20 protein-coding genes are annotated in these 21,615 nt (G+C 58.6%); 12 read left to right on the forward strand and 8 right to left on the reverse strand.

Going from position 1 to position 21,615, the window contains the following annotated elements; translation table 11 throughout:
* The first annotated feature begins 2 nt into the window (after window positions 1–2).
* The 7 genes from WFP06_RS12475 (at window position 3) to WFP06_RS12505 (ending at window position 8,167) form a co-directional block, all read left to right on the forward strand.
* Window positions 3–2,315 (forward strand): DUF2460 domain-containing protein, encoded by a 2,313-nt coding sequence (locus WFP06_RS12475; RefSeq protein ID WP_336987486.1) that lies wholly within the window; start codon window positions 3–5, stop codon window positions 2,313–2,315.
* The gene (locus WFP06_RS12480; RefSeq protein ID WP_336987487.1) at window positions 2,312–3,127 is read left to right on the forward strand and encodes a DUF2163 domain-containing protein; all 816 of its coding nucleotides are present in this window, start codon (window positions 2,312–2,314) and stop codon (window positions 3,125–3,127) included. Before WFP06_RS12475 ends, WFP06_RS12480 begins: the two co-directional genes overlap by 4 nt.
* On the forward strand, window positions 3,124–3,534 hold the full coding sequence (locus tag WFP06_RS12485) for an NlpC/P60 family protein (RefSeq protein ID WP_336987488.1): 411 nt from the start codon (window positions 3,124–3,126) through the stop codon (window positions 3,532–3,534). The genes WFP06_RS12480 and WFP06_RS12485 overlap by 4 nt, the downstream gene beginning before the upstream one ends.
* A gap of 12 nt (window positions 3,535–3,546) precedes the next feature.
* Window positions 3,547–5,733 carry a phage tail protein gene (locus WFP06_RS12490; protein WP_336987489.1) on the forward strand — a complete coding sequence of 729 codons (2,187 nt, stop codon included), beginning with the start codon at window positions 3,547–3,549 and terminating at the stop codon, window positions 5,731–5,733.
* 45 nt (window positions 5,734–5,778) lie between these two features.
* On the forward strand, window positions 5,779–6,237 hold the full coding sequence (locus tag WFP06_RS12495) for a DUF2793 domain-containing protein (protein WP_336987490.1): 459 nt from the start codon (window positions 5,779–5,781) through the stop codon (window positions 6,235–6,237).
* Window positions 6,238–6,435: 198 nt separating this feature from the next.
* Window positions 6,436–7,557, forward strand: coding sequence for an OmpA family protein (locus WFP06_RS12500; RefSeq protein WP_336987491.1), 1,122 nt, complete (start codon window positions 6,436–6,438; stop codon window positions 7,555–7,557).
* Window positions 7,558–7,639: 82 nt separating this feature from the next.
* Window positions 7,640–8,167, forward strand: coding sequence for a superoxide dismutase family protein (locus WFP06_RS12505; protein WP_336987492.1), 528 nt, complete (start codon window positions 7,640–7,642; stop codon window positions 8,165–8,167).
* Here the strand turns inward: WFP06_RS12505 and WFP06_RS12510 are convergent.
* The 7 genes from WFP06_RS12510 to WFP06_RS12540 all read right to left on the reverse strand — a co-directional run bounded on the left by WFP06_RS12510 (window position 8,164) and on the right by WFP06_RS12540 (window position 15,037).
* Entirely contained in the window at window positions 8,164–9,765 is a 1,602-nt protein-coding gene (locus WFP06_RS12510) for an MFS transporter (RefSeq protein ID WP_336987493.1), read from the reverse strand. The genes WFP06_RS12505 and WFP06_RS12510 overlap by 4 nt on opposite strands.
* A gap of 3 nt (window positions 9,766–9,768) precedes the next feature.
* Entirely contained in the window at window positions 9,769–10,491 is a 723-nt protein-coding gene (gene queC / locus WFP06_RS12515) for a 7-cyano-7-deazaguanine synthase QueC (RefSeq protein ID WP_336987494.1), read from the reverse strand.
* A 60-nt stretch (window positions 10,492–10,551) separates the two neighbouring features.
* Window positions 10,552–10,989: a DUF3617 domain-containing protein gene (locus tag WFP06_RS12520; RefSeq protein WP_336987495.1), complete on the reverse strand. Its 438-nt coding sequence runs from the start codon at window positions 10,987–10,989 to the stop codon at window positions 10,552–10,554.
* A 55-nt stretch (window positions 10,990–11,044) separates the two neighbouring features.
* Window positions 11,045–11,938, reverse strand: coding sequence for an Hsp33 family molecular chaperone HslO (hslO, locus tag WFP06_RS12525; RefSeq protein ID WP_336987496.1), 894 nt, complete (start codon window positions 11,936–11,938; stop codon window positions 11,045–11,047).
* A 57-nt stretch (window positions 11,939–11,995) separates the two neighbouring features.
* Window positions 11,996–12,919 carry an ornithine carbamoyltransferase gene (argF, locus tag WFP06_RS12530; protein WP_336987497.1) on the reverse strand — a complete coding sequence of 308 codons (924 nt, stop codon included), beginning with the start codon at window positions 12,917–12,919 and terminating at the stop codon, window positions 11,996–11,998.
* Between the two features lie 5 nt (window positions 12,920–12,924).
* Complete coding sequence (locus tag WFP06_RS12535) at window positions 12,925–14,115, reverse strand: aspartate aminotransferase family protein (protein ID WP_336987498.1); 1,191 nt, start codon at window positions 14,113–14,115, stop codon at window positions 12,925–12,927.
* 121 nt (window positions 14,116–14,236) lie between these two features.
* The gene (locus WFP06_RS12540; RefSeq protein ID WP_336987499.1) at window positions 14,237–15,037 is read right to left on the reverse strand and encodes a cold-shock protein; all 801 of its coding nucleotides are present in this window, start codon (window positions 15,035–15,037) and stop codon (window positions 14,237–14,239) included.
* Between the two features lie 291 nt (window positions 15,038–15,328).
* On the opposite strand from WFP06_RS12540, the gene WFP06_RS12545 reads away from it, so the two are divergent.
* The 5 genes from WFP06_RS12545 to WFP06_RS12565 all read left to right on the forward strand — a co-directional run bounded on the left by WFP06_RS12545 (window position 15,329) and on the right by WFP06_RS12565 (window position 19,078).
* Window positions 15,329–15,760, forward strand: coding sequence for a protein tyrosine phosphatase family protein (locus WFP06_RS12545; RefSeq protein WP_336987500.1), 432 nt, complete (start codon window positions 15,329–15,331; stop codon window positions 15,758–15,760).
* Entirely contained in the window at window positions 15,757–16,158 is a 402-nt protein-coding gene (locus WFP06_RS12550) for a hypothetical protein (RefSeq protein WP_336987501.1), read from the forward strand. Before WFP06_RS12545 ends, WFP06_RS12550 begins: the two co-directional genes overlap by 4 nt.
* A 3-nt stretch (window positions 16,159–16,161) precedes the next feature.
* On the forward strand, window positions 16,162–17,055 hold the full coding sequence (locus tag WFP06_RS12555; RefSeq protein WP_336987502.1) for a sterol desaturase family protein: 894 nt from the start codon (window positions 16,162–16,164) through the stop codon (window positions 17,053–17,055).
* Between the two features lie 44 nt (window positions 17,056–17,099).
* Complete coding sequence (locus WFP06_RS12560) at window positions 17,100–18,713, forward strand: GMC family oxidoreductase (RefSeq protein WP_336987503.1); 1,614 nt, start codon at window positions 17,100–17,102, stop codon at window positions 18,711–18,713.
* Window positions 18,714–18,814: 101 nt separating this feature from the next.
* The gene (locus WFP06_RS12565; RefSeq protein ID WP_419716230.1) at window positions 18,815–19,078 is read left to right on the forward strand and encodes a DUF1232 domain-containing protein; all 264 of its coding nucleotides are present in this window, start codon (window positions 18,815–18,817) and stop codon (window positions 19,076–19,078) included.
* Between the two features lie 57 nt (window positions 19,079–19,135).
* Here the strand turns inward: WFP06_RS12565 and WFP06_RS12570 are convergent, their stop codons facing one another.
* A complete protein-coding gene (locus tag WFP06_RS12570; RefSeq protein WP_336987505.1) occupies window positions 19,136–21,541 on the reverse strand; it encodes a TonB-dependent receptor in 2,406 nt (801 codons plus the stop codon).
* Window positions 21,542–21,615: the final 74 nt, after the last annotated feature.

The raw sequence follows: 21,615 nt of genomic DNA on the forward strand, positions 1-21,615 counted from the left end.
TCATGGCGTTCTGGTTGGCTGATCGCCGGAGCGGACAGGACAGCAGCTGGATGCAGCGGTTTGACCCGCGCTTCTGGACTGTAAATTTCCCGCGCCCGATGATGGCTTCGGTTGTGACCACCGCGGCTGACGCTCTCAAGGCCGAATGCGAATTTCATCATGCGGGCGAACTGGCAGGTCTGATCTGGGACAGCGAAGACACGCTTGACCACCCGCTCCTCGCCTACGCTACGGACCGCGATTATGCGCGAGCGGTTTTGCAGTTTCACTGGAGGTCCGAAGGACTCATCCCGCTCGACCGGCCAAACGGTCCGACATTGACCATCGAGGGGCGCGATGCCCAGGGGCAGCCGCGAAGCTGGTATGTCAGACTGTGGAATTACGCGGCCGGAACACCGGAGGATGCGCGGATTGTCCTGCCGTTTTCGGCGCTTGAGAGCGGCTACACCCTTCCCGGGGAGAGTGTTTATCCATCGGCAATCGACCGGATGTTCATTTCGCTGGTTCCGCCCGGTTATATTCCTGGCAGCACGCAGCCAGTGCCGCAGCGTGCCAATGGCTGGGCCGAATTGAGCGAGATCGAATGTACCGGAGACCGGCCGCTGCTCGCACTGGGAGATGTGCTGGTACCGCCGCACGATATTCAAATGGCGACAGCCTATGATGATGGGTTCAACCAGACCCCCGCCCGGCTGGTGCGGTCTTTGCAAGGGCTAGGGTACCGTGGCCGCGTGCTCCATTATGTCGGGATGAGCCACTTTTTCCGGCTCGGTGCAAATTTGGAAGTGCTTGCGGACGGCACCCTCTGCGCTCCGGCGGCTGACTGGCACCGCTCGTTTTTTGCTGAATGCGCTGCCAGCCGCCTCGATCCGGTCATATCGCTGTCTTACGAGCTGTTTGCTGCCCATTGCCCCGCCGATTGGCAACAGCGGGCATTTGACGCAGAGCCAGCGCGTACCGGGTGGGTGCCGCCGTCCGCGCTGCTATCGCCCGCCAACAATGATGCGATGGCCTGGCTGCAAAAGGTCGCTGCCAAGTTTGTCACTTTGGCCGAGGCGGCGGGATGTCCTGTTCTGTTTCAGATCGGCGAACCATGGTGGTGGTTGATGCCTGATGGCCGGCCCTGCCTTTATGACGCTGCGGCCAAGGCTGCACTGGGGGGTGACCCGGTCGAGATCGCCACGATGCGGGCAGAATTGTCGCCAGCACAAACCGCTCTGCTCGATCAGGCCGGGGCGCTTTTGTCTGCGTCGACCGCCGCTTTGGCGCAGTCGGTACGCGATGTGTCGGGCGGGACGGCAGAAATATTGCTGCTGGCATTCACGCCGACGATCCTTGACCCCGCCACGCCTGAATTCAAACGGGCGAATTTGCCGGTCGGCTGGGCATATCCCGCTTTCGACCGGCTGCAACTGGAAGATTATGACTGGCTGACGTCGGGCGCAGAGGCGAAGCGGCGCAATGCCTATAAAGAAGTCGCGGCGCGTCTCGCCTATCCCGCAGAGCGTCAGGATTATCTGTCCGGTTTTGTGCTCGATCCTGCTGACGCCGGACAATTCTGGCCCCTGATCGACACGGCCTTCGACGAGGCAAAACAGCGCGGGATCAGCCAGCTTTATGTCTGGGCCATCCCGCAAGTAGCGCGCGACGGATACACCCGCCTTCCCGATGAACAGGAGAGTGAATTGCAACCCTTCGACAATATCCCGTACCCCTTGTCGCTTGGCCGCGATGCGAGCGTCAGCCCCGAGTTTTCGACATCTGTCGCGGTTACCGCCTCGGGCCATGAGAGGCGCAATTCGCTGTGGTCCGATGCCAGACTGCAATTCGATGTCGGGACCGGAATCCGCTCTGAGGACGAGCTGGGGGTTTTGATCAGCTTCTTCAGGGCCCGGCGCGGCGCGGCGCGCGGATTTCTCCTTCGCGATCCTTTCGATCACAGTTCCAACGCGATGAACGGCGCACCGGCGGCGGGCGATCAAACTATCGGTATCGGCGACGGGCTGACTGCAAGCTATCAGCTGGTTAAACGGTACGGCGATGGGGCCGAAGCGCAAATCCGGCCGATAACAAGGCCGCAAGCAGGCACGATCTCGGTCAATGTCGGCGGCACCGCGACCGCATCCTGGACAGTGGCAAGCGGCGGCATGATTGTTTTTGATGAAGCGCCCGAAGCGGGAGCACCGATCACAGCAGGTTATCTGTTCGATGTGCCGGTACGCTTCGCGCAAGACCGGCTCGACGTATCCGGACTGGCGTTTACAGCAGGCGAAGCCCCCTCTGTGCCGCTTGTCGAAATCCGCGAGGCGGTATGAGCCGGATTTTCTTCCGCGAAGAACTGGAAGGTGTCGCTACGTTCTGGCAAATATTCCGGCGCGACGGCGTGACGCTGGGGTTTGTCAGTCACGACCGCGACCTCTATTTCGGCGGGATACCGCACCGCGCGGCTCCAGGAATACTGCCATCCGCAATCCGCCTGACCGCGGATCTTGGTCCGGATAGCGCCGAAATTCGCGGAGCGCTGGCGCATGACAGTATCTCTTCGGCGGATCTGGCGACGGGGCGGTATGATGGCGCATTGGTCAGGGCAGGTGCCGTGGACTGGGAGACGCTGGAAAACGCCGTTCTCTACAATGGTTCGATCGGCAATGTTTCCGAAGACGGCGGCAGTTTTTCCGCTGAATTGAAATCGGCAAAAGCGGCTCTGGATGTCGATCTGGTCCCCCGCACCAGCCCAACGTGCCGCGCAGAATTTTGCGGACCCGGCTGCAATCTGTCAGCCGCCAGATACACGACGATTGTGGAAGCCGTTTCGGTTACGCCGGAACTTGGGCAAATCCGACTAACGACTGGGTTAGTGCAAGGTTTTGACGGCGGGGTCATCCGCTGGCTTGGCGGTCCGCATTCAGGTTCGCAGTGGGATATAGTCGGTACCGCCGCGGGGGCGCTGGTCGTAAACGAAAGCCAGATCGCGGATATCGAGCCTGGCACACGGGCGAGAATCCTCGAAGGTTGCGATCACACACTTGCAACCTGCGGCGGAAGGTTTGGTAATTCGGTGAATTTTCAGGGCGAACCCTATCTTCCCGGAAATGACAGGCTGGCCCGTTACCCGGCGCCGAAGTGACCGGCGATACCGGACGCGCTATTGCGCGCGCGGCCTATGGTCTGGTCGGTAGTCCGTTCCGTTTGCACGGGCGCGACCCGGCGACCGGGATCGACTGCGCCGGATTGGTGCTGGTGGCGCTGGAAAGAGGCGCAGGCATTCGGATCGAATTGGCCGGCTACGGTCTTCGCAATTCCAGTATCGATGCCTGTGTCCACAGCGCCGGTTTCCCCGGGCTAACCTTCGCCCAAGGTCCGCCGCAGGCGGGCGATATCGTGTTGGTCAAACCCGGGCCCGCCCAATGGCACCTGCTTGTCGCCAGTGGGAATGGCGGTTTCATCCATGCCCATGCCGGCCTGCGAAAAGTGGTGCGGGTGCAAGGTCCGCTCCCGTGGCGAACGCAAATGCAATGGCGCATCATAACCTAAGGAACACAGCGCATGGCAACTCTCGTGCTAACCGCAGTCGGTTCGTTGATTGCCGGCCCGATTGGCGGATCGATCGGCGCCATTATCGGCAAGTCGGTCGATAATTCGATCTTTGGACCGGGCAGCCGTGAAGGCCCCCGGCTCAAGGAGTTGGCAGTCAGCACATCAAGCTACGGCCAGCCATTGCCGCGACATTTCGGCACGATGCGGTCTGCCGGTTCGATAATCTGGGCAACCGAACTTGAGGAAACGAAGGAAAAAAGCGGAGGCGGCAAGGGACGCCCGTCAGCGACTGTATTCAGCTACAGCGCATCGTTTGCCGTGGCGCTCGCAAGCCGGCCAATCCATTCGGTTGGCAGAATCTGGGCAGACGGCAATATCCTTCGCGGCAATGCCGGTGATCTCAAAGTGCCGGGAGCAGTCCGGGTGTATCGCGGGTATGCCGATCAGCCGGTCGATCCGCTGATCGGGTCAAGCGAAGGGGATTACGCACCTGCGTTCCGCGGCACCGCCTATATCGTATTCGAAGATCTTGATCTGGGCGAGTTCGGGAACCGCATACCCGCGCTGACCTTTGAAGTGATTGCCTCTGTATCGCCCCTCACCATCGCGCAGATTGTCGAGGGACAAGACCGGGCAATCACGGGCTCGGTCGATCTGCCGGGGCTTGAGGGTTTCAGTGATGAGGGAGGCTCTCTGCTTCAAACCCTGGCTGCGATCGACAGCGTGTATCCGATTTCAGCTGATTCCGGCGGGGAGTGCCTCTCGCTGAATGCAGGCCCGACCGACCTGGCAAATGCCGTGCTGCTTCCCCGGCCGGCAGCGCTGGTGGGCGATGCGGATTTTGGCGAAGCCGACGGCAAAGCGGTCGATCGCGAGGCCGGCCCGAAACGCACGGTAGGCGCATTACGCTATTACGATACAGATCGCGATTTCCAACCCGGCTTGCAAAGGGCGGAAGGACGTGCGCGGCCAGGCTATCAGCAGACCATCGATTTCCCCGGTGCGCTGAACGCGCGCGAAGCAAGGGCGCTGGCAAATCGCGCAGCAGGCCGGGCTGTAGCAAGCAAGGAAAACCTGCGGTGGAGGCTGGCCGAACTTGATCCTGAATTAACGCCTGGTACGATAGTGCGCGTGCCGGATGAAAGTGGATATTGGCGCATCAATCGATGGGAATGGCGTGACCGGGGTATCGAGCTCGACCTGTCGCGAATCGCCTTTACGGTGGGAAATTTGCCTGTGGCAGACCCCGGCGCCGCGGCATTGGCGCCCGATTTCCTCGCAGCGCCGACCAGTCTCGAAGCGTTCGCGCTACCCCCGCTCGAAGCTGAAAATCGTGCGCCTGGCTCGATCTATGCCGCAGCGTCATCGCCTAGCCCGAACTGGAAAGGGGCTGCGCTATTTGCCGACTTCGACGGCCAGCTCGCCGAACTCGGGCGGTCAAATCCGCAGCGCTGCGTGATGGGCAATCTGGCATCCACGCTGGAGACTTCGAACGGACTGTTCTTCGAAGAACGTGCCAGCTTCGTGGTTCAGTTGATCGGTGAAGACATGGCGCTGGATCCAGCCGGCATTCTGGACATATCGCTGGGCGCAAACCGGGCACTTGTCGGAAACGAAGTGTTGCAATTTTCCCGGCCGACCCCGCTTGGAGGCGGGCGATGGGCAATATCCGGGCTGCTGAGAGGACGCGGGGGAACCGAAACGAGCGCAGTGTGTGGACATGCTCCCGGGGCAAGATTTGTCGTGCTGGATGATGCAATTACCCCGATAGCCTTATCCGCATTACCCCAGCCCGAGAATGCGACAATCGCAGCGCTCGGCTTGGGTGACGAAGAACCTGTCTTCGCAAATGGGGGCACGGGGCTTCTTTTTCGCAAACCGCTCGGCCCGGTGCATCCCCGCGCCAGTATATTGCCTGACGGAAGTTTATCGCTGTGCTGGGTGCGCCGTGCCCGCGGCAGTTATCTCTGGCGGGATGAAGTCGATGTACCGTTGGATGAAGAGACCGAGAAATACGCGGTCGGTATCGGCCCTGCATCTGCGCCAGTTGCAGAATGGATAGTGAGCGAACCCCGGCTGCAATTATCCGCCGCCCAGCTTACTGACTTGCAAACCGCCTATTCCTCGGAACCGGTATGGGTGCGACAAATCGGCAACTTCGGGCGTTCCCGGCCCACGCTACTTTATACGATCTAATTCACGAGGCGCCGTTCCCCACGGCGCTATATCAGGAGCGCGTCCATGACAGAGCCAACGACATTTCCATCACAATCCGGCCGGTTCGGCCTGCCCTTCCTGTTGGTCGGTCAGGCACAAAAGGAATTTTTCTATAACGAAAGCATCGGCAAACTCGATTGCCTGCTCCATGCATCCGTCAAAGGTGATCAGTCAGGGCCGCCGCAAAATCCGGTCGATGGCGATTGCTGGATTATCGCCAGTCCTGCGGCCGGCGAATGGGCCGGTAATGACGGGATGCTTGCCGGCTGGAATGGAGGCAAATGGTTCATTTGTGCTCCCACATCCGGAATGCGGGTGTTCAACCAGCAGGACGACTGCTACTGGTTTTACCGTGATGCCTGGCAAAGATGCGAAGTTCCCGCGCAGCCGGTGGCTGGTAATGTGATAGATGAGGAGGCACGCGCATCTATCTTTAACCTAGTAGCAATACTTCGCGTTGCAGGGGTGTTGCCGGCACAATAAAAGTGGGAACGATCATGAGCATCAACCATTTGCCGTGTAGAGGAGCACTGGAAATCCGGTTCTTTTCCATCTAGGCCTCCGTAACAGAGGCTTTAATGCAACAGTTTGGCAATAATGCCCGCTTGCCTCGCCACCGAGGAAAAGTTAGAAAATACAAACTCGGTGGCTCAATTTCGCTTTTGTAAGGGGAAATCTATAATGCGTAAATTCGTCATAGGAATGGCGATGGCTTCAACGGCCCTCGCATCACCTGCCTTGGCCCGTGACGGTCAATGGTATGCTGGTGTTGAAGGCGGGGTAATGCTCGCTGAAGACCTGAATATCGATGTCAATGGCTTCGAAAACGCTGTTACGGCAGAACATGACAATCCAGGCTACGACTTTGGAGCGTTGGTTGGTTACGACTTCGGCGGTTTCCGTCTTGAAGCCGAAGCCAGCTTCCGTGAAGCTGACGTAGACAATGTGGAAGCGTTTGTTGGCGGGCTTCCCTCCAGCACTGCGACTGCATTGCGGCTTGGCCAATACGATGCCGCTGGTGACGTGAATGCTCTTAGCTTCATGCTCAACGGTTTGCTCGACTTTGGCGATGATGATGGTCTCCAAGGCTATGCCGGCGGCGGTGTTGGTGTTGCCCGCGTTGATGCGCAGGCTTCGATCAATGCAACTGGTCCCGGAGTTGTCGACGATTCCGATACAGGCTTCGCTTGGCAAGCTATTGCTGGTGTTCGCGCTCCGATCTCGGATCGTTGGGATGCCGGTCTGAAGTATCGCTTCTTCAACGCACCTAATGTCAATCTGGTTGATTCGATTGGCCGTGATCTCGAGACGAACTTCCGTTCGCACTCGCTTCTTGGCACATTGACATACAACTTTGGCGGCGCTCCTGTGGTTGTGGCTCCGGTTGTTGTACCACCGGCTCCTCCACCGCCTCCACCCCCGCCGCCACGGCCACAAGTCGTGGCTCCGGTTTGCAACAAGGGTCCTTACATCGTGTTCTTCGACTGGGATCAGTCGGACATCACACCTGAGGCAGCAACGATTTTGGACAGCGCAGTAACGGCTTACGCCAGCTGCACCAATGTTCCGATCATGCTGGCAGGCTACACTGACCGTTCGGGCAGTGTGCAGTACAACCTCGGCCTTGCTGATCGCCGTAATGACTCGGTTCGTGGATACCTCACATCACGTGGTATCTCGGGCGGCGCCATCACGAGCGAAGGCTTCGGTGAAGCCAACCCACGTGTCCCGACCGCCGATGGCGTTCGTGAACTCCAGAACCGTCGTGTGGAAATCACATACGGTCCGGGTTCGGGCATGTAAGCTTCGCCATCTGGTGAAAATCGAGAAGGGGCCGGAGCAATCCGGCCCCTTTTTCGTTGGTACATCAGAAGGAGATTTTGCTGTGATTAGAAACGCGACGATTGGACTGCTTTCCCTTATGGGCATAACCGGCTGCGCGCCGCTTGGTCCGGTCGCAACCGAGCGGGTCGCCAGTTCGGCGATTATGAAGTCGGACGGAGCGGCTGCCGGAAATCTGCAGGTATTTGCCGCGAAAGACGAACTGATACTTAGCGCAGCATTCTTCAGCCTTCCAGCCGGGCCCCATGCGGTGCATCTCCATCAGGTTGGCACTTGCGATGGCCCCGCGTTCACCAGCGCGGGTGCGCATCTTAATCCCTCAGGCGCTAATCATGGCACAGCCGACGGCAAACAAGGCCACCTGGGCGATCTACCCAATGTCGAGATCAAGGCTAGCGGCAGCACGGCTTATGAGGCACGCATAAGCGGCATACCCTCAGCCATTCTGGCAGAGATCCAGGATGCCGACGGAACCGCCATCGTCGTCCATGAAAGTCCAGACGACTATAGGACCGACCCGTCAGGCGCGGCCGGCGCGCGCATCGCCTGCGGAGTGTTGACGGCGAACTAGACGCCCGTCTCCCCGGCCAAACGTGCGCGTTCCCGCACCGTATCGCCCGCCTTTGGAACCAGCACGATCGCTGCGATCAGGAATGCGAAGCCGATTGGTACCACCGCCAGTGTCGAGATTACGCCAATTCCCAGATCGTCGCCATTTTGTGACGATACGAACCCGGCCATAAACGGCCCAAGTGCCAATCCCAGAAGTGTCGTACCCAGAAAAAATGTCGCAGTGGCGGTGCCTCTCATGCGCGGTAGCACCAGTGTCTGGCTGGTTGCTGCGGCCGCGCCGAGCGCCGACGCGGCAAGCATGCTGGTAACGAAATTCAATACGTAGAATACTGTCGAACTCTCGGTCGTAAATGCGATTACCAACGGCGCAACAGGGGCAAGCAATCCAAAAACGATTACATAGACACGTCCGGCCTTGAAGCGTTTGAGCAGACTGTCTGCAACTCGCCCGCCCAGGATCACCCCCAGAAATCCTGCAACCGCACCTGGTGCACCGATGAACCAGCCAAGCTCGCTCTTGGGGACTTCAAAGAAACGTTCCGCATAAGGGGCCGCCCAATATGATACCGAGTAAGCGGTGAATGCGACCATCGAATAACCCAGAACGGTACAGATAAATGCTGGCGAACCCCAGATCAGATTAAATGTCGGGAGATCGCGGGCGCGCAAAGACGATGCCCAGCAAAATACCGAATAAAAACCGATACCCAGAAACAGCCATTGGTCAGAAATCAGTTCCACGACAACGCCCGGCGCGGTTCCCGTCAGGCTGGTCATCAACCAGCCCGCAATTGCGACACCCGCTGCGACAAACAGGTTCATCATGAAAGCGCCTGGTCCCCTGCGCCATGCCCCGACCAAAGTGAAGGGCGGAATAACGGTGAATAGTTCGGCCCTGAAACCTTTGAATGGTTCGGGATCAGGGGGGGTCGGAATGCCTTCCATGCCCCCACGAACCGGCTCCCGCAGAGTGACCACAAGAAGGGCAAGCAGCAGACCGGGGATACCAACCGCCAGAAACGCAGCCTGCCAACCTACCAACCCCAGCGGCCCACCACCGGGATATGTCATATTCCATTTTTCGACGATCAACGCCCCGATGAGTAACGAGAGCCCGCCGCCGATATACAAGCCTGAGGAATAAATCGCCAAAGCGGTCGCCCGTAGCCGCGGCGGAAAATAGTCCGAGATCAGCGAGTAGGCCGAAGGACTGGCAGTTGCTTCGCCCACACCTACGCCAACCCGGGCAAATGTCAGCATCGCGCCGTTTTTGGCGAAGCCGGATATTGCCGTCATGAACGACCAGACACTTAGCCCGATGCTCATCAATTTAACCCGGTGCCAGCTGTCGGCCAAACGGCCCAGCGGTATTCCGAACAATGCATAAAAGACGGCAAAGGCGGTGCCGTAAAGGAAACCGAGGTCGGCGTCGCTCAGACCCAGATCGGCTTTAATATCGTTGGCCAGAATAGACAGGATCTGCCGGTCAATAAAGTTGAGCACATAGACCAGAACGAGCACACCCAACGCGTACCAGCTGTAAGCCGGAACCGGTGCGTCATCGATAGGTGTTTCCACCTGCGGGCTGTCGCTCATTAACTAATCCCCTGAAAGCCTGGGTGCACCTTCGGCGTATTGTGTTGCGTCCGCAAGGCCTGCGTCGGCAAATCCTTGTCGTCTAAGCCGGCAACTGTCGCAAGCACCGCAAGCCGTTCCGTCCATTACCGGATCATAGCAGGACCAGCTCCATACCGGGTCCAGTCCCAGCCGGATGCATTCACGTGCAATATCGGACTTGCCCAGCAGCTGAAGCGGCGCATGGATGTTGAAGGGGGTACCTTCCACGCCGGCCTTGGTTGCCAACCGTGCAGTTTCGGTGAAGCTGGAAATGAATTCGGGCCGGCAATCGGGGTAGCCGGAGTAATCGAGCGCATTCACCCCGATGAAAATATCAGCCACACCGGCAGCTTCGGCAAAGGCGGTTGTCAGTGATAGAAAAACCAGATTTCTGGCCGGCACATAAGTTACCGGTATCTGGCCATTATCAATGCCGCCTTTGGGGACCGGAATATCGTCAGTAAGCGCAGAACCGCCAAACCGGCTGAGATCGAGCGGCAAAACAACATGCCGCTTGGCACCCAATTTTCCGGCAATATCCTTGGCAGCCTCGATTTCCCGGCGATGCCTTTGGTTGTAATCGATTGTCAGCGCATGGATTTCGAAGCCTTGCTCTTTGGCAAGAGCGGCCGTGACCATTGAATCCAGACCGCCCGACAGCAAAATCGCTGCAGGGTTACCCGGCTTAGCGTGATATTCTGGCATAGTGATTGGCTAAGCATAATTGCGGACGCCCGCAACGCCAAAGCACTGATCTGCGTCAAATTAGCGGCAATTTCCCGTCCGGCGCGCTTCTGCCGACACTTCGAATGGCAAGCCCCCGGCAATCCCGCGGCTCTCTATCTGCACGAGCGAAGCCGTTTCGCGGCGCAATTGCGTATGGCCGTGGCCATTGCCGGGACATGTGTATTGGACAGTCACCGAATTTGCGCTGCTGCGAACTACCTGTTGGTTGCATCCAGCATCGCGGTGGCGCAGCTTGATAAGCTCCCAGCCCGTGCGAACGCAAATCTTGCGTGGGCTGTCTCCACCCCGGAAATTGACCGTCCACTGGCCTTTCGACAGTCCCTTGAGCACTGCTGCATCGGGGGCGGATGCGTTGGCCGGAGCGAAGAACACTCCGCAGACGGCTGCAAGCCCCAAGGCCAATCTCGTCCGTTGGCCGGAAAAACGCGCTTCTGATTTGGCTAATTCTAATCTCATAATCGATAGATACCAGATTTACGCCCTTGGGCAAAACGCATCGCTTGCGCCGGTTTTAGCCCGGTACGCGAAATTTGCGTGAACAAAATGCGCAATCGACAATGATTTCGCCATCATCATTGTGCATTTCTTCACGTTCGGATTTGCCAAAGCGCGATAAAACATCGGTGAAATGTTCAAGCGTGCAGCGGCATCCACGCGTTAGCCGCGCACCTTGTTCAACGCGGACCTCGCGCTCTTCATGAAACAAGCGCCACACCAGCGCTTCCAGCGTAAGCGCCGGATCGACCAGCTCTTCATGCCTGACGCTGCCGGCCATGGTCGCGACATGTTCCCACTCGGGATGATCCAGCCGCACGTGAAGGCGTTCACGCCCTTCTTCCCCTTCGGCCAGATGCTGAAGCAACAATCCGCCTGCAACAGTGCCGCGCGGGCCCGATTTGACGCCGATGCGGATCAAGGTCGGCAATTGTTCCGATTGTGCAAAGTAGCTCTCGCAAGCTGCAGCAAGCGAATCGCCTTCCAGCGGGACAATCCCCTGATAACGTCGCCCTGTGCTCGGCAGATCAAACGTTACTGCCAGATGACCTTGTCCAAAGAGAGCATCCAGCGCGGGGTTCGCGCCCAGTGCTGCCAGGCGGTCATTATCATGCTTCACATAGCCGCGCAGTTCGCCATCACGAAAATCGCATACCAGCAGTTCGACAACGCCATCATTGGTCTGCGCTTGTAACGTGAGCTGGCTGTTCTCGCCCTTCAGCAATCCGCCCATAAGGGCAGCTATCGCCAGTGCTTCCGCCAGCAGATGTTTGATAGCCGGCGGGTAATCATGCACGGAAAGGATAGTGTCCAGCACCCCGTCAAGACGGATCACGCGGCCACGGGCATTTCGGTCAGGAATGGTGAAGCCGAGCAGTTGGTCGGCGAGAATTTCAGGCAGCTGCTGCATGGATCAGGATATGGGTATGACAATCTCGAAATGAAGTGCCGCACCGCTGCGAACCGCCTACAACTTCCCAGCGCACCATAGCAGGATGCTTTTCTGCGCGTGGATGCGGTTTTCTGCCTCGTCAAATACAGCGGATTGCGGCCCTTCAAACACGCTTTGGCTAACCTCGTCACCGACATGGGCCGGCAAACAATGCAGAAACTTCGCATCCGGTTTGGCATGTGCCATCAGCGCGTCATTGACCTGGTAGGGAGCCATCGCCGCAATTTTCTCTTCGGCATGGTTCTGCCCCATCGAAATCCACGTGTCGGTTATCAGGATGTCGGCCTGACGGGCGGCAGCGACGGCGTCCTGCGTCAGCGTAACAGTGGACCCTGCCTGCCGTGCCAATTCGACAAATCCGGCGTCCGGCTGGTACCCGGCAGGGGTGGCGATCCTGACGTTGAATTTCATCAGTGCAGCAGCTTCGAGGATCGAATGCAGCACGTTGTTGCCGTCACCCAGCCACGCCACTTCCAGACCGGGCAATGCCTTGCCGTGTTCGATTACAGTGACAAGATCGGCGATAATCTGGCACGGATGCGAACGGTCTGTCAGCCCGTTGATAACCGGGACATCCGCGTGCCGGGCAAGTTCTTCGATTTTCGCGTGATCGTCCGTGCGGATCATGATGGCGTCAACCATCCGGCTTAGAACACGCGCAGTATCGGCGATTGATTCGCCCCGGCCCAGCTGCATGCTCCCCGCTTCCATAACTATCGCCGACCCGCCGAGCTGGCGCATTGCAATATCGAAGCTCACCCGCGTCCGGGTGGAGCTTTTTTCGAAGATCATCGCCAGAACGTGTCCGGCAAGCGGAACATCAGCGTCCACCCGCCCCCTTGCCCATCCCGAACGCGCGGCCTTCCGGTCCTGCGCATCGTTCAGCATTGCGGCAATGGTATTGCCACCCGCGTCTGACAGATCGAGGAAGTGGTTCATCGGTTTCAGCTCGCTGCAGGTATTTCATAATCGGCGGCGCCGGCGGACAGCTTGTCGAAAAACTCGTCAATTTCGGCATCACCGACAACCAGCGGTGGCAACAAGCGCAGCGTATTGTCGCCCGCAGCCACGGTCAAAAGCTGATGATTGTCGCGTAGATGGACAAAGAACGAGCGGCTTTCGACCTTCATTTTTATACCGAGCATCAAGCCGCGGCCACGCACCAGCTCGAACAGATCGGGATAATTGCCGATAAATTGTTCCAGCCGTCCGCGGATGCGTTCACCCTTATCACGAACTTCTGCCAGGAAATGATCGTTGGCAACCGCTTCCATGATCGCCGTACCCGCTGCCATGGCCAGAGGGTTGCCCCCATAGGTCGAGCCGTGCGTACCGAATGTCATTCCGCGCGCAGCCTTCTCCGTCGCAAGACACGCGCCAAGCGGGAATCCGCCGCCGATGCCCTTCGCCGTGGCGACAATATCAGGCGCGATACCGTAGTGCTCATACGCATATAACGTGCCGCTGCGCGCCACACCGCATTGAACTTCGTCGAGCGCAAGCATCAGATCATGTTCGTCAGCCAGTGCGCGAAGGCCCTGCATAAATCCGTCGGACGCGGGGCGGATACCACCCTCGCCCTGGATCGGCTCGACCAGAAACCCGGCGGTTTTCGGGCCGATCAGCGCCTTGGCCGCTTCCAGATCATCGAATTCACAATATTTGAAACCTTCGAGCATCGGCATGAACCCCGTGTGCATTTTGGTTTGGTTCGATGCGCTGATCGTCGCCATCGTGCGGCCGTGAAAAGCATTGGTGAAGGTGATCAGCTCATACCTATCGTGATCGCCTGCCGACTGGTGGTATGCACGCGCTGTCTTGATTGCGGTTTCAACCGCTTCGGCTCCTGAATTGGTAAAGAATACGGTATCGGCGAAGGTTTTATCGACGAGCATTTGTGCCAGCTTCTCGCCCTGCGGGCTACCGTAAAGGTTGGACACGTGCATCAGCGTTGCGGCTTGTTTCTGGATCGCTTCGATCAAACCGGCGTGAGAATGACCCAGCAGATTGACCGCGATTCCGCTGGCGAAATCGAGATACCGTGTACCGTCTTCGTCAATCAAATGGCAGTGTTCGCCGCGAACGGGGCGAACACCGCAGCGGGGATAGACTGGCATCAGCGGGGTGATCGACATAGACATACTCCGAGGGGAAGAAATTATGTTGGAAACGGGATTATCCGGATTGCTCTAAACGACAAATGGCGGCCCCGATAGGACCGCCATTTGCGTTTTCTGCCATATTGATGGCTACGGCTTAGTCCTCTGCAGGCACCAGGTTCACGGCAGAATGCTTTCCCCGTCGATCAACTTCGAGATCGAACGTGTAACGCTGGCCTTCATCGATGCCGCTAAGTCCTGAGCGTTCAACTGCACTGATATGCACGAACGCATCAGGCTGCCCGTCATCACGAACGATAAAGCCAAAGCCTTTCATCGTGTTGAAGAATTTGACCGTTCCGGTGGCCTTTTCTCCCGTCAGTTCACGTTGCGGGGCACCGCCCCGGTCGCCGCTAGCGCTTTCACGCGGGGCGCTTTTCGTGACAGCGATCACATCGCCAACGACCTGAAGATCCTGAGCGGACACTTTGCCGCCGCGATCGACCAGATTATACTCAAGTCCTTGCCCTTCGGCGAGACCTTCGAGCCCGGCGCGCTCAACAGCGGAAATATGGACGAACACGTCCTCGCCGCCATCTTCCTGCGCGATGAAGCCGAAGCCCTTGTCGCCGTTGAAGAACTTTACCTGACCCTTGCCTGTCCCAACGACCTGGGCCGGCATACGGTTGCCGCCACCGCCACCGCCAGCACCGCCGCCGGAAAAGCCGCCACCGCCAGAAGAACCACCGCCGAAGCCGCCAACGCGATTACCGCCGCCGCCGAACCCGCCGCGATCGTTGCCGCCGCCGCCAAATCCACCGCGATCTCCGCCGCGGTCATTACCGCCGCCGAATCCGCCGCGGTCTCCGCCGCCTCCGAATCCGCCGTCAAAGCTTTCTTCGCCAAATCCGTCGCGTTTGTCTCTACCGCGCCCGCGACGCCCTCTATCGTAACCCATAGTATTAAACGTACCTTCGTCTCGCCCTATCGAAATCCATCGGCCGCACGGGCGTGTCGCGCCGACAATTGAAGGGGCGAATCAACAAATGCAATCGTCCGCACCTTCCACACGGCGTGAGGATATAGCGCAGAAATACCCGAGAGGCGAATAATTTAAGCGAGGTCTGATCTCGCCGGCAAAGATCGGGGTTTCTTCAATGCGCCGGGCGGGCTAGAATTGGGACGAACCAGGCGAAAGCCAGACCGCTGCCGCGACAAAAGCAGCTGTAGCAAGATCGGAAATTCGAAAATGTTCCGCAAACTGTCAGAAGACATGATGGCCAGTCCTCAAATCACGCTCGGCGATGTTGCGAACGCTGCAAGGCAGGGCGTAAAACTGATCATCAACAATCGCCCCGATGACGAGGAAGCAGGCCAGTTAGCGGGAAGCGATATCGAAGCGGCCGCAAAAGCGCATGACATCGCTTACCGCGCAATTCCGGTCGGCCATGACGGTTTCGGCGAATCCCAGATCAAAGCCATGGGAGATGCTCTGGATGGTGCGGAGGGTAAAGTTCTGGCCTACTGCCGTTCGGGTACGCGATCGACCTTCCTGTGGGCGCTGGCGCGCGCCGGTCAGGGTTACGATACGCAAGAACTGGCAACCATGGCTTCAAGCGCGGGCTACGACCTTTCGCCCATCAGTCCGGCTTTGGATATGTTAGCCGTCAAGGCGAAATGAGCGCGCAATTCATCCAGTTTGCCGCTTCGTTGGCAGCCATATTGTTTATCGCATGGCTGGCCAGCAAACTTGGCCTGGGCGGAGACGCACGCATCCTCAACGAAGACCATGCGAAAGAACTTGCTGACGAGGCACTTTGCGGATTTCACGCCACTGCAGTTGCGCTCGACAAATCGGGCATGGGTGCATTGCTGCGGGGTGCCGACGGGCGGGTGATGTTGCTGCGCCGCCACGGCAGCCATTTTGCGGGAAGAATATTGGATAATCACGCAAACGTCAGGCTTGAACAGAATTTTCTGACTTTAGCGACGAACGAATCCACCTTCGGAGAGTTCACCCTCGATCTTGGCGCGGATGCGCAAGATTGGGCCGCTAGCTTACGCGGGCTGGGAAGATGACCGATGCCTGATTTCAATCCTGTCGATTATGCGGTGCCCGGGTTTGTCCTGCTGGTGCTGCTTGAAATGTGGTGGGCAAAGCGGCGGCGGCCCGAGGCGTATGAACCCCGCGATACGCTGACTTCGCTGGCATTCGGTTTGGGGAGCACAGTTGCAGGATTGTTGTTTGGCGGCGCGATAATCACGCTGTCGTACTGGCTTTATCAATTCCGTCTATTCGACTTCGGGTTTGTCTGGTGGGCTTGGCCGATTGCCTTCGTGCTGGACGATTTCGCTTATTATTGGTTCCACCGCTTCGCGCACCGCGTGCGCTGGTTCTGGGCCAGCCATGTGAACCACCACTCCAGCCAGCACTATAATCTCAGCACTGCACTGCGGCAGAGCTGGACCAGCTTTTTCGCGTTCAGCTTCGTATTTCGCATCCCTATCGTTCTGCTCGGCTTCCATCCGGTGATGGGACTGTTCGTCGGAGCGATAAATCTGATTTACCAGTTCTGGATCCACACCGAAGCGATCAGAAGGATGCCGCGCTGGTTCGAAGCTGTGATGAACACCCCCAGCCACCACCGCGTGCATCATGCCACCAATCCGCTTTATCTTGACCGGAATTATGCCGGAACATTTATCGTTTGGGACAAGCTGTTCGGAACGTTTCAAGGCGAGCAGGACGACCAGCGCATACGCTATGGCATTGTCAGGCAGCTTGGCAGCTTCAATCTGCTTTGGGCAGTGTTTCACGAATGGGTGGGCATAGCGAGAGACGTTCGGACTGCCCCGTGGCGCCACAAGTTAGGTTATATTTGGCGCCCGCCCGGCTGGACCCATGATGGCAGCCGCGACACATCCGACGCGATCAGATCGCGCTGGCTGGCCCAACAAAAAAGCCAAAAAGACTGACGAAGCGATTGCCGGAAGTTAATCGCACGATTAACCCTGCAATCATGAGCAACCAAACCCACAAGTTCGACATCATCGTAATCGGCGCGGGCAGCGCGGGCAGTGCTGCAGCCGCGCGGCTTGCGGAAGACGGCACCAAACGCGTGTGTTTGCTGGAAGCCGGCGGCAAGATGGCGCATCTGGCGACCCGCGTTCCCGGCCTCCTGACGTTTTTGCCGAAAAGCGGTAACTGGAGTTTCGATACCGAACCGATGGAGGCGCTGAACGGCCGCGTGGGTTACCAGCCGCGTGGGCGCGGATTAGGCGGCTCGTCCGCAACCAACGGTATGGTCTATATCCGGGGCAATCCGTGGGACTATGACAATTGGGCTGAACTGGGTTGCACAGGTTGGGCGTGGGACGATGTATTACCTGTGTTCAAGCGTCAGGAAAACAATGCGCGCGGCGCAGATGATTTGCACGGTGCCGGCGGCCCGCTGCACGTGAACGAGCAAATCAGCCCTAGCCCGGTGGCACAGGCATTTGTCGATTCCGCTGCCCGATTGCAGATACCGTATAACGATGATTTCAACGGCCTGCGTCAGGAAGGGGTTGGCCTGTATCAGGTCACCCAGAGCAATGGTGAACGTTGGTCTTCGGCACGTGCCTTCCTCGAACCACTTGCTGGTAAAGACAACCTTGTCGTCCGCACAGATGTGCTGGTGGAAAAGATTGAAATCGAAAACGGCCGCGCGACGGGCGTGACCGTTCGCAGCGGGGGCCGTCTGGGTAGCAAGCGCGAGACGCTGGAGGCGCGCGGCGGAGTTGTGGTGTCCGCGGGCGCATTCGGATCACCGCATATCTTGATGCTATCGGGCATCGGCCCTGCGGACGAACTCAAAAAGCATGGCATTGATATAAAACTGGATAAAGCCGCTGTCGGTGCCGATTTGCAGGATCACTGCGATTTTCTGACCAGTTACGAGCTCGACGATCTAAGTCTGTTCGGCGGATCGCTGCGCGGTGTCTGGCAACTGGCCAAAGCCTTTGCCGAACATCGCCGCCACCGCACCGGAATGCTCACCACCAATTTTGCCGAGAGCGGCGGTTTTGCAACGATCCGCCCCGATGCGCCGGCTCCAGATGTCCAATTCCATTTTATGCGCGCGATCATCCAGAACCATGGCCGGGACAAGCCGAAGGAGCACGGCTTCTCGCTGCATGTTTGTGTCCTGCGTCCTGAAAGTCGCGGCTGGGTAAGGCTGCATAGCCCTGATCCGGCAGCCGCACCGGCAATCAACCCCAACTTCCTTTCCGACGACCGTGATATGGCACTCATGAAAGACGCCGCACGCCTGATGGCGCGCATCGCAGACACCCCGCCGCTGTCGCAGTTGGGAGCGAGAGATCGCCACCCGATCGATTATGAAGATGACCGCGCTCTCGAAGCGCGCATTCGCGAGGTATCCGATACGATTTATCACCCGGTGGGCACATGCAGAATGGGCCCGCACGATGATGATGTGGTAAATCCGGCATTGGCGCTGCGCGGGATCGACAATCTTTGGGTGGCCGATGCCAGTATCATGCCCCGCCTGGTTTCAGGCAATACAAATGCCCCCAGCATGATGATCGGCGAACGGTGCGGCGATTTCGTAAAGGCTGCGCTGTCAAACTGAAGCTGCAGCGATGGGCTGCAGCGCTCAATTGTGATGTGATCGCGCTGTGGATTGCAGCGAGAGATCGGCGTACGCCCTTGCTGGCGAAAATCGTGGCCACGATGACCGCCGCCTACGCATTCAGCCCCATCGACCTGATCCCCGACTTTATCCCGGTGCTGGGGTTGCTGGACGATCTGCTGCTGGTTCCCGCCGGGATCTGGTTGGTAATCCGGCTGATCCCGCCCGCGCTGTTTGCGAAATTCCGGCTTCGCGCAGCGGCAATTGCTCGGCGCCCGGGTAAAGCCGGCTTTGCGGCGATGTTGCCGGTGCTGCTGACATGGGCGGGACTGGTGGCGGCTTCGGCAATTCTGCTTTGGCGATAAAGAGGGGCCGAAGCATACGCTTCGGCCCCTTCACCATTTTACCATTGGGTAATCCGGTTAGAACGACTTGCGGACCGTCATCCCGAAGGTGCGCGGCTGGTTGGTTGCAAATCCCAACCTGGCCCGGCCGCCGCGTTCGCGGTCGAACGACAGCAGCGCATTTTCATCAAGCACATTGTTGATATAGGCCGTGACAGACAGCCCGTTTTCAAAATCGACACCCGCGCTCAGGTTGATCACCTCGTATGATGGCAGCACCAGATTCAGCACGGTGGCATCGTTGCCGGTCGCCCCGCCGAACGGCAGGCCCGCCACGAAACTGCGCGGGTTGCCTTCCTGATCGCTTGGCTGGGTAATGCGGTTTCCAATGTGCTGTACGGATGCCGCGACGTAGGCTTCTGCGCCATCGCTAACCGGGTAAGTATAAGACGCATTGGCCGAAATCTGGAACTTCGGCACTGTCGGCAACCGGTTCCCGTCACGAATCCCGGCGATCACGACGCCGTCAACGGTGGTAACCGAAGAGTCGAATTTCGCACTCAGCACGCTACCCGACACTCCGAGGTCCAGACCATTTGTCGGCGACGTGGTCAGTTCAAACTCTACCCCTTGCGAATGCGCCTTGGGCACGTTGAACACCACGCGTGACGAACAGCTGCCCGCATCGGCGGTCACCTGCAAGTTGCTGATGTCGGAATAGAATGCCGCCGCGTTGAAAGTGAAGCCGCGGCCCTGGGTCTTGATGCCCAGTTCGTAATTCCACAAGGTTTCATCTTCATAGCCGGGCCGGCCGCCGAATGTCTGCGCATCTGGCCCGCCCGGAACACCACCATCGCATAGCGGCAGGTTGAGCGGATCGTTGATCCCGCCAAGCCGGAAACCCTTGGCCGCTTGCGCGTTGACCGTAATAGACGGCGATGCCTCGTAACTCAGCAGAAAACGGGGCGTAAACCCGTCGGAAGTCGTGGTGCCGGTCTGGTCGTCTCCATTGGAGAACAGACCGCCCGAAACAAACCGCCGGTCTTCGGTGAAATCGTAATACCGGCCGCCAACGGTGGCGGTCAGACTTTCACCGATCAGATAACTTGCTTCGCCGAACACCGCAATTTGTTCGATATCGTACGTTATATCGGCATTATAAGGCGAATCGGGCCCGAACCCATTGGCCGTTGCGGCCACAGTTCCGGCACCCAGTGTTGCATCGGTGAAGGCATCATAGCCGGGCGTAGGCAGCCGCTGTGCATAATCACGGCTGGTATCGGAATAGAACCCGCCAAACACCCATTGGAATGGCCCGGCATTGTTGGAACTCAGCCGCAATTCCTGCGTGAAGGATTGGACCTTGGTGGAATCGCGCAGGTTCGACGGTAGCAGCACGCCAGCATCGGGATAACCCAGATCGACCGACACACTGCCCGTCAGCGCGCTGGCATCGCGGCTGACCAGGATGTCACGGTCGGTATAGCTGGTGACGGATGTAAGATCGACACCGCCAAGCCCGACTTCGATCACCGCATCGGCAATCAGGGTTTCATCCTCAAACGCTTCGCGCAAGAGCAGGAATTGTTCGCGTTCGTCGAATGTCACTGCCGGACGCGTGGTGGTAAAGGGGTTGGCGTAGAGGTTGAAAACCTCCTGACGGTTGAAGCCGCCCGCCGTGACTTTCTGGTATATCACCCGCGGGGTGATCGACAAATTGCTGGTCGGTTCAAACGTCAGCGCCAGACGTCCGCCATAGCGTTCGCCGCTGTTGACATTCTCATCAACCGAGCCGCCTTCGCGCAGGGCATCGATAAAGCCGCCATAGCGGGTGTAATAGCCCACCGCGCGTGCGGCTGCATTGGCTCCCAGCGGAATATTGACCGCGCCCTTGATATGGCCGCCCAGATCCCCGCCATCGACAAGGTTGAGGTTGGCTTCGAGCGAACCTTCGGTTTTTCCGATAGTGGGCTGATTGGTGATGTAGCGGATGGTGCCGCCGACAGATCCCGAACCGAACAGGGTGCCCTGCGGTCCGCGCAGCGTTTCCACCCGGTTGAGATCAAACAGATCCAGGTCCGGCGTGAACAGCGACAGGGAAATGACCGATTCGTCGACATACACGCCGACCTGTTCTTTTACGCCAGGCTGGTCGCGGACGATCTGCCCGGCGGAAACCCCGCGGATCGATACCTGGCTTTGCCCGGGACCCAAGTTCTGCACGGCAAGTCCGGCGACGTTGCGCGACAGATCTTCCAGCGTGACAGCGCCGGTTTTCTGAATGTCTTCAGCGGTCTGCGCGTTGATCGAGAATGGCACGTCCTGAACGGTCGAATCGCGCTTCGTGGCGGTCACGACGATGATGTTCTGCCCGGATTCGTCCTGCTGCTGGGCCAGTGCCGGCGTCGCAGCGCAGGCAAAGGCGCAGGTGCCGAGCAATGCGGCACGCAGCGCCGCGGCGTGATGGAATGCGGATTTGGCCATGAGTATTTCCTCCCATTTGACAAAGGTCTTGCGCCCCTCATGGTCAAGAATGAATCAGTCCTGCAGGATTGGCA

Origin of the sequence: Altererythrobacter aquiaggeris (genome assembly GCF_037154015.1) — a bacterium.
Lineage (GTDB): Bacteria > Pseudomonadota > Alphaproteobacteria > Sphingomonadales > Sphingomonadaceae > Aestuarierythrobacter > Aestuarierythrobacter aquiaggeris.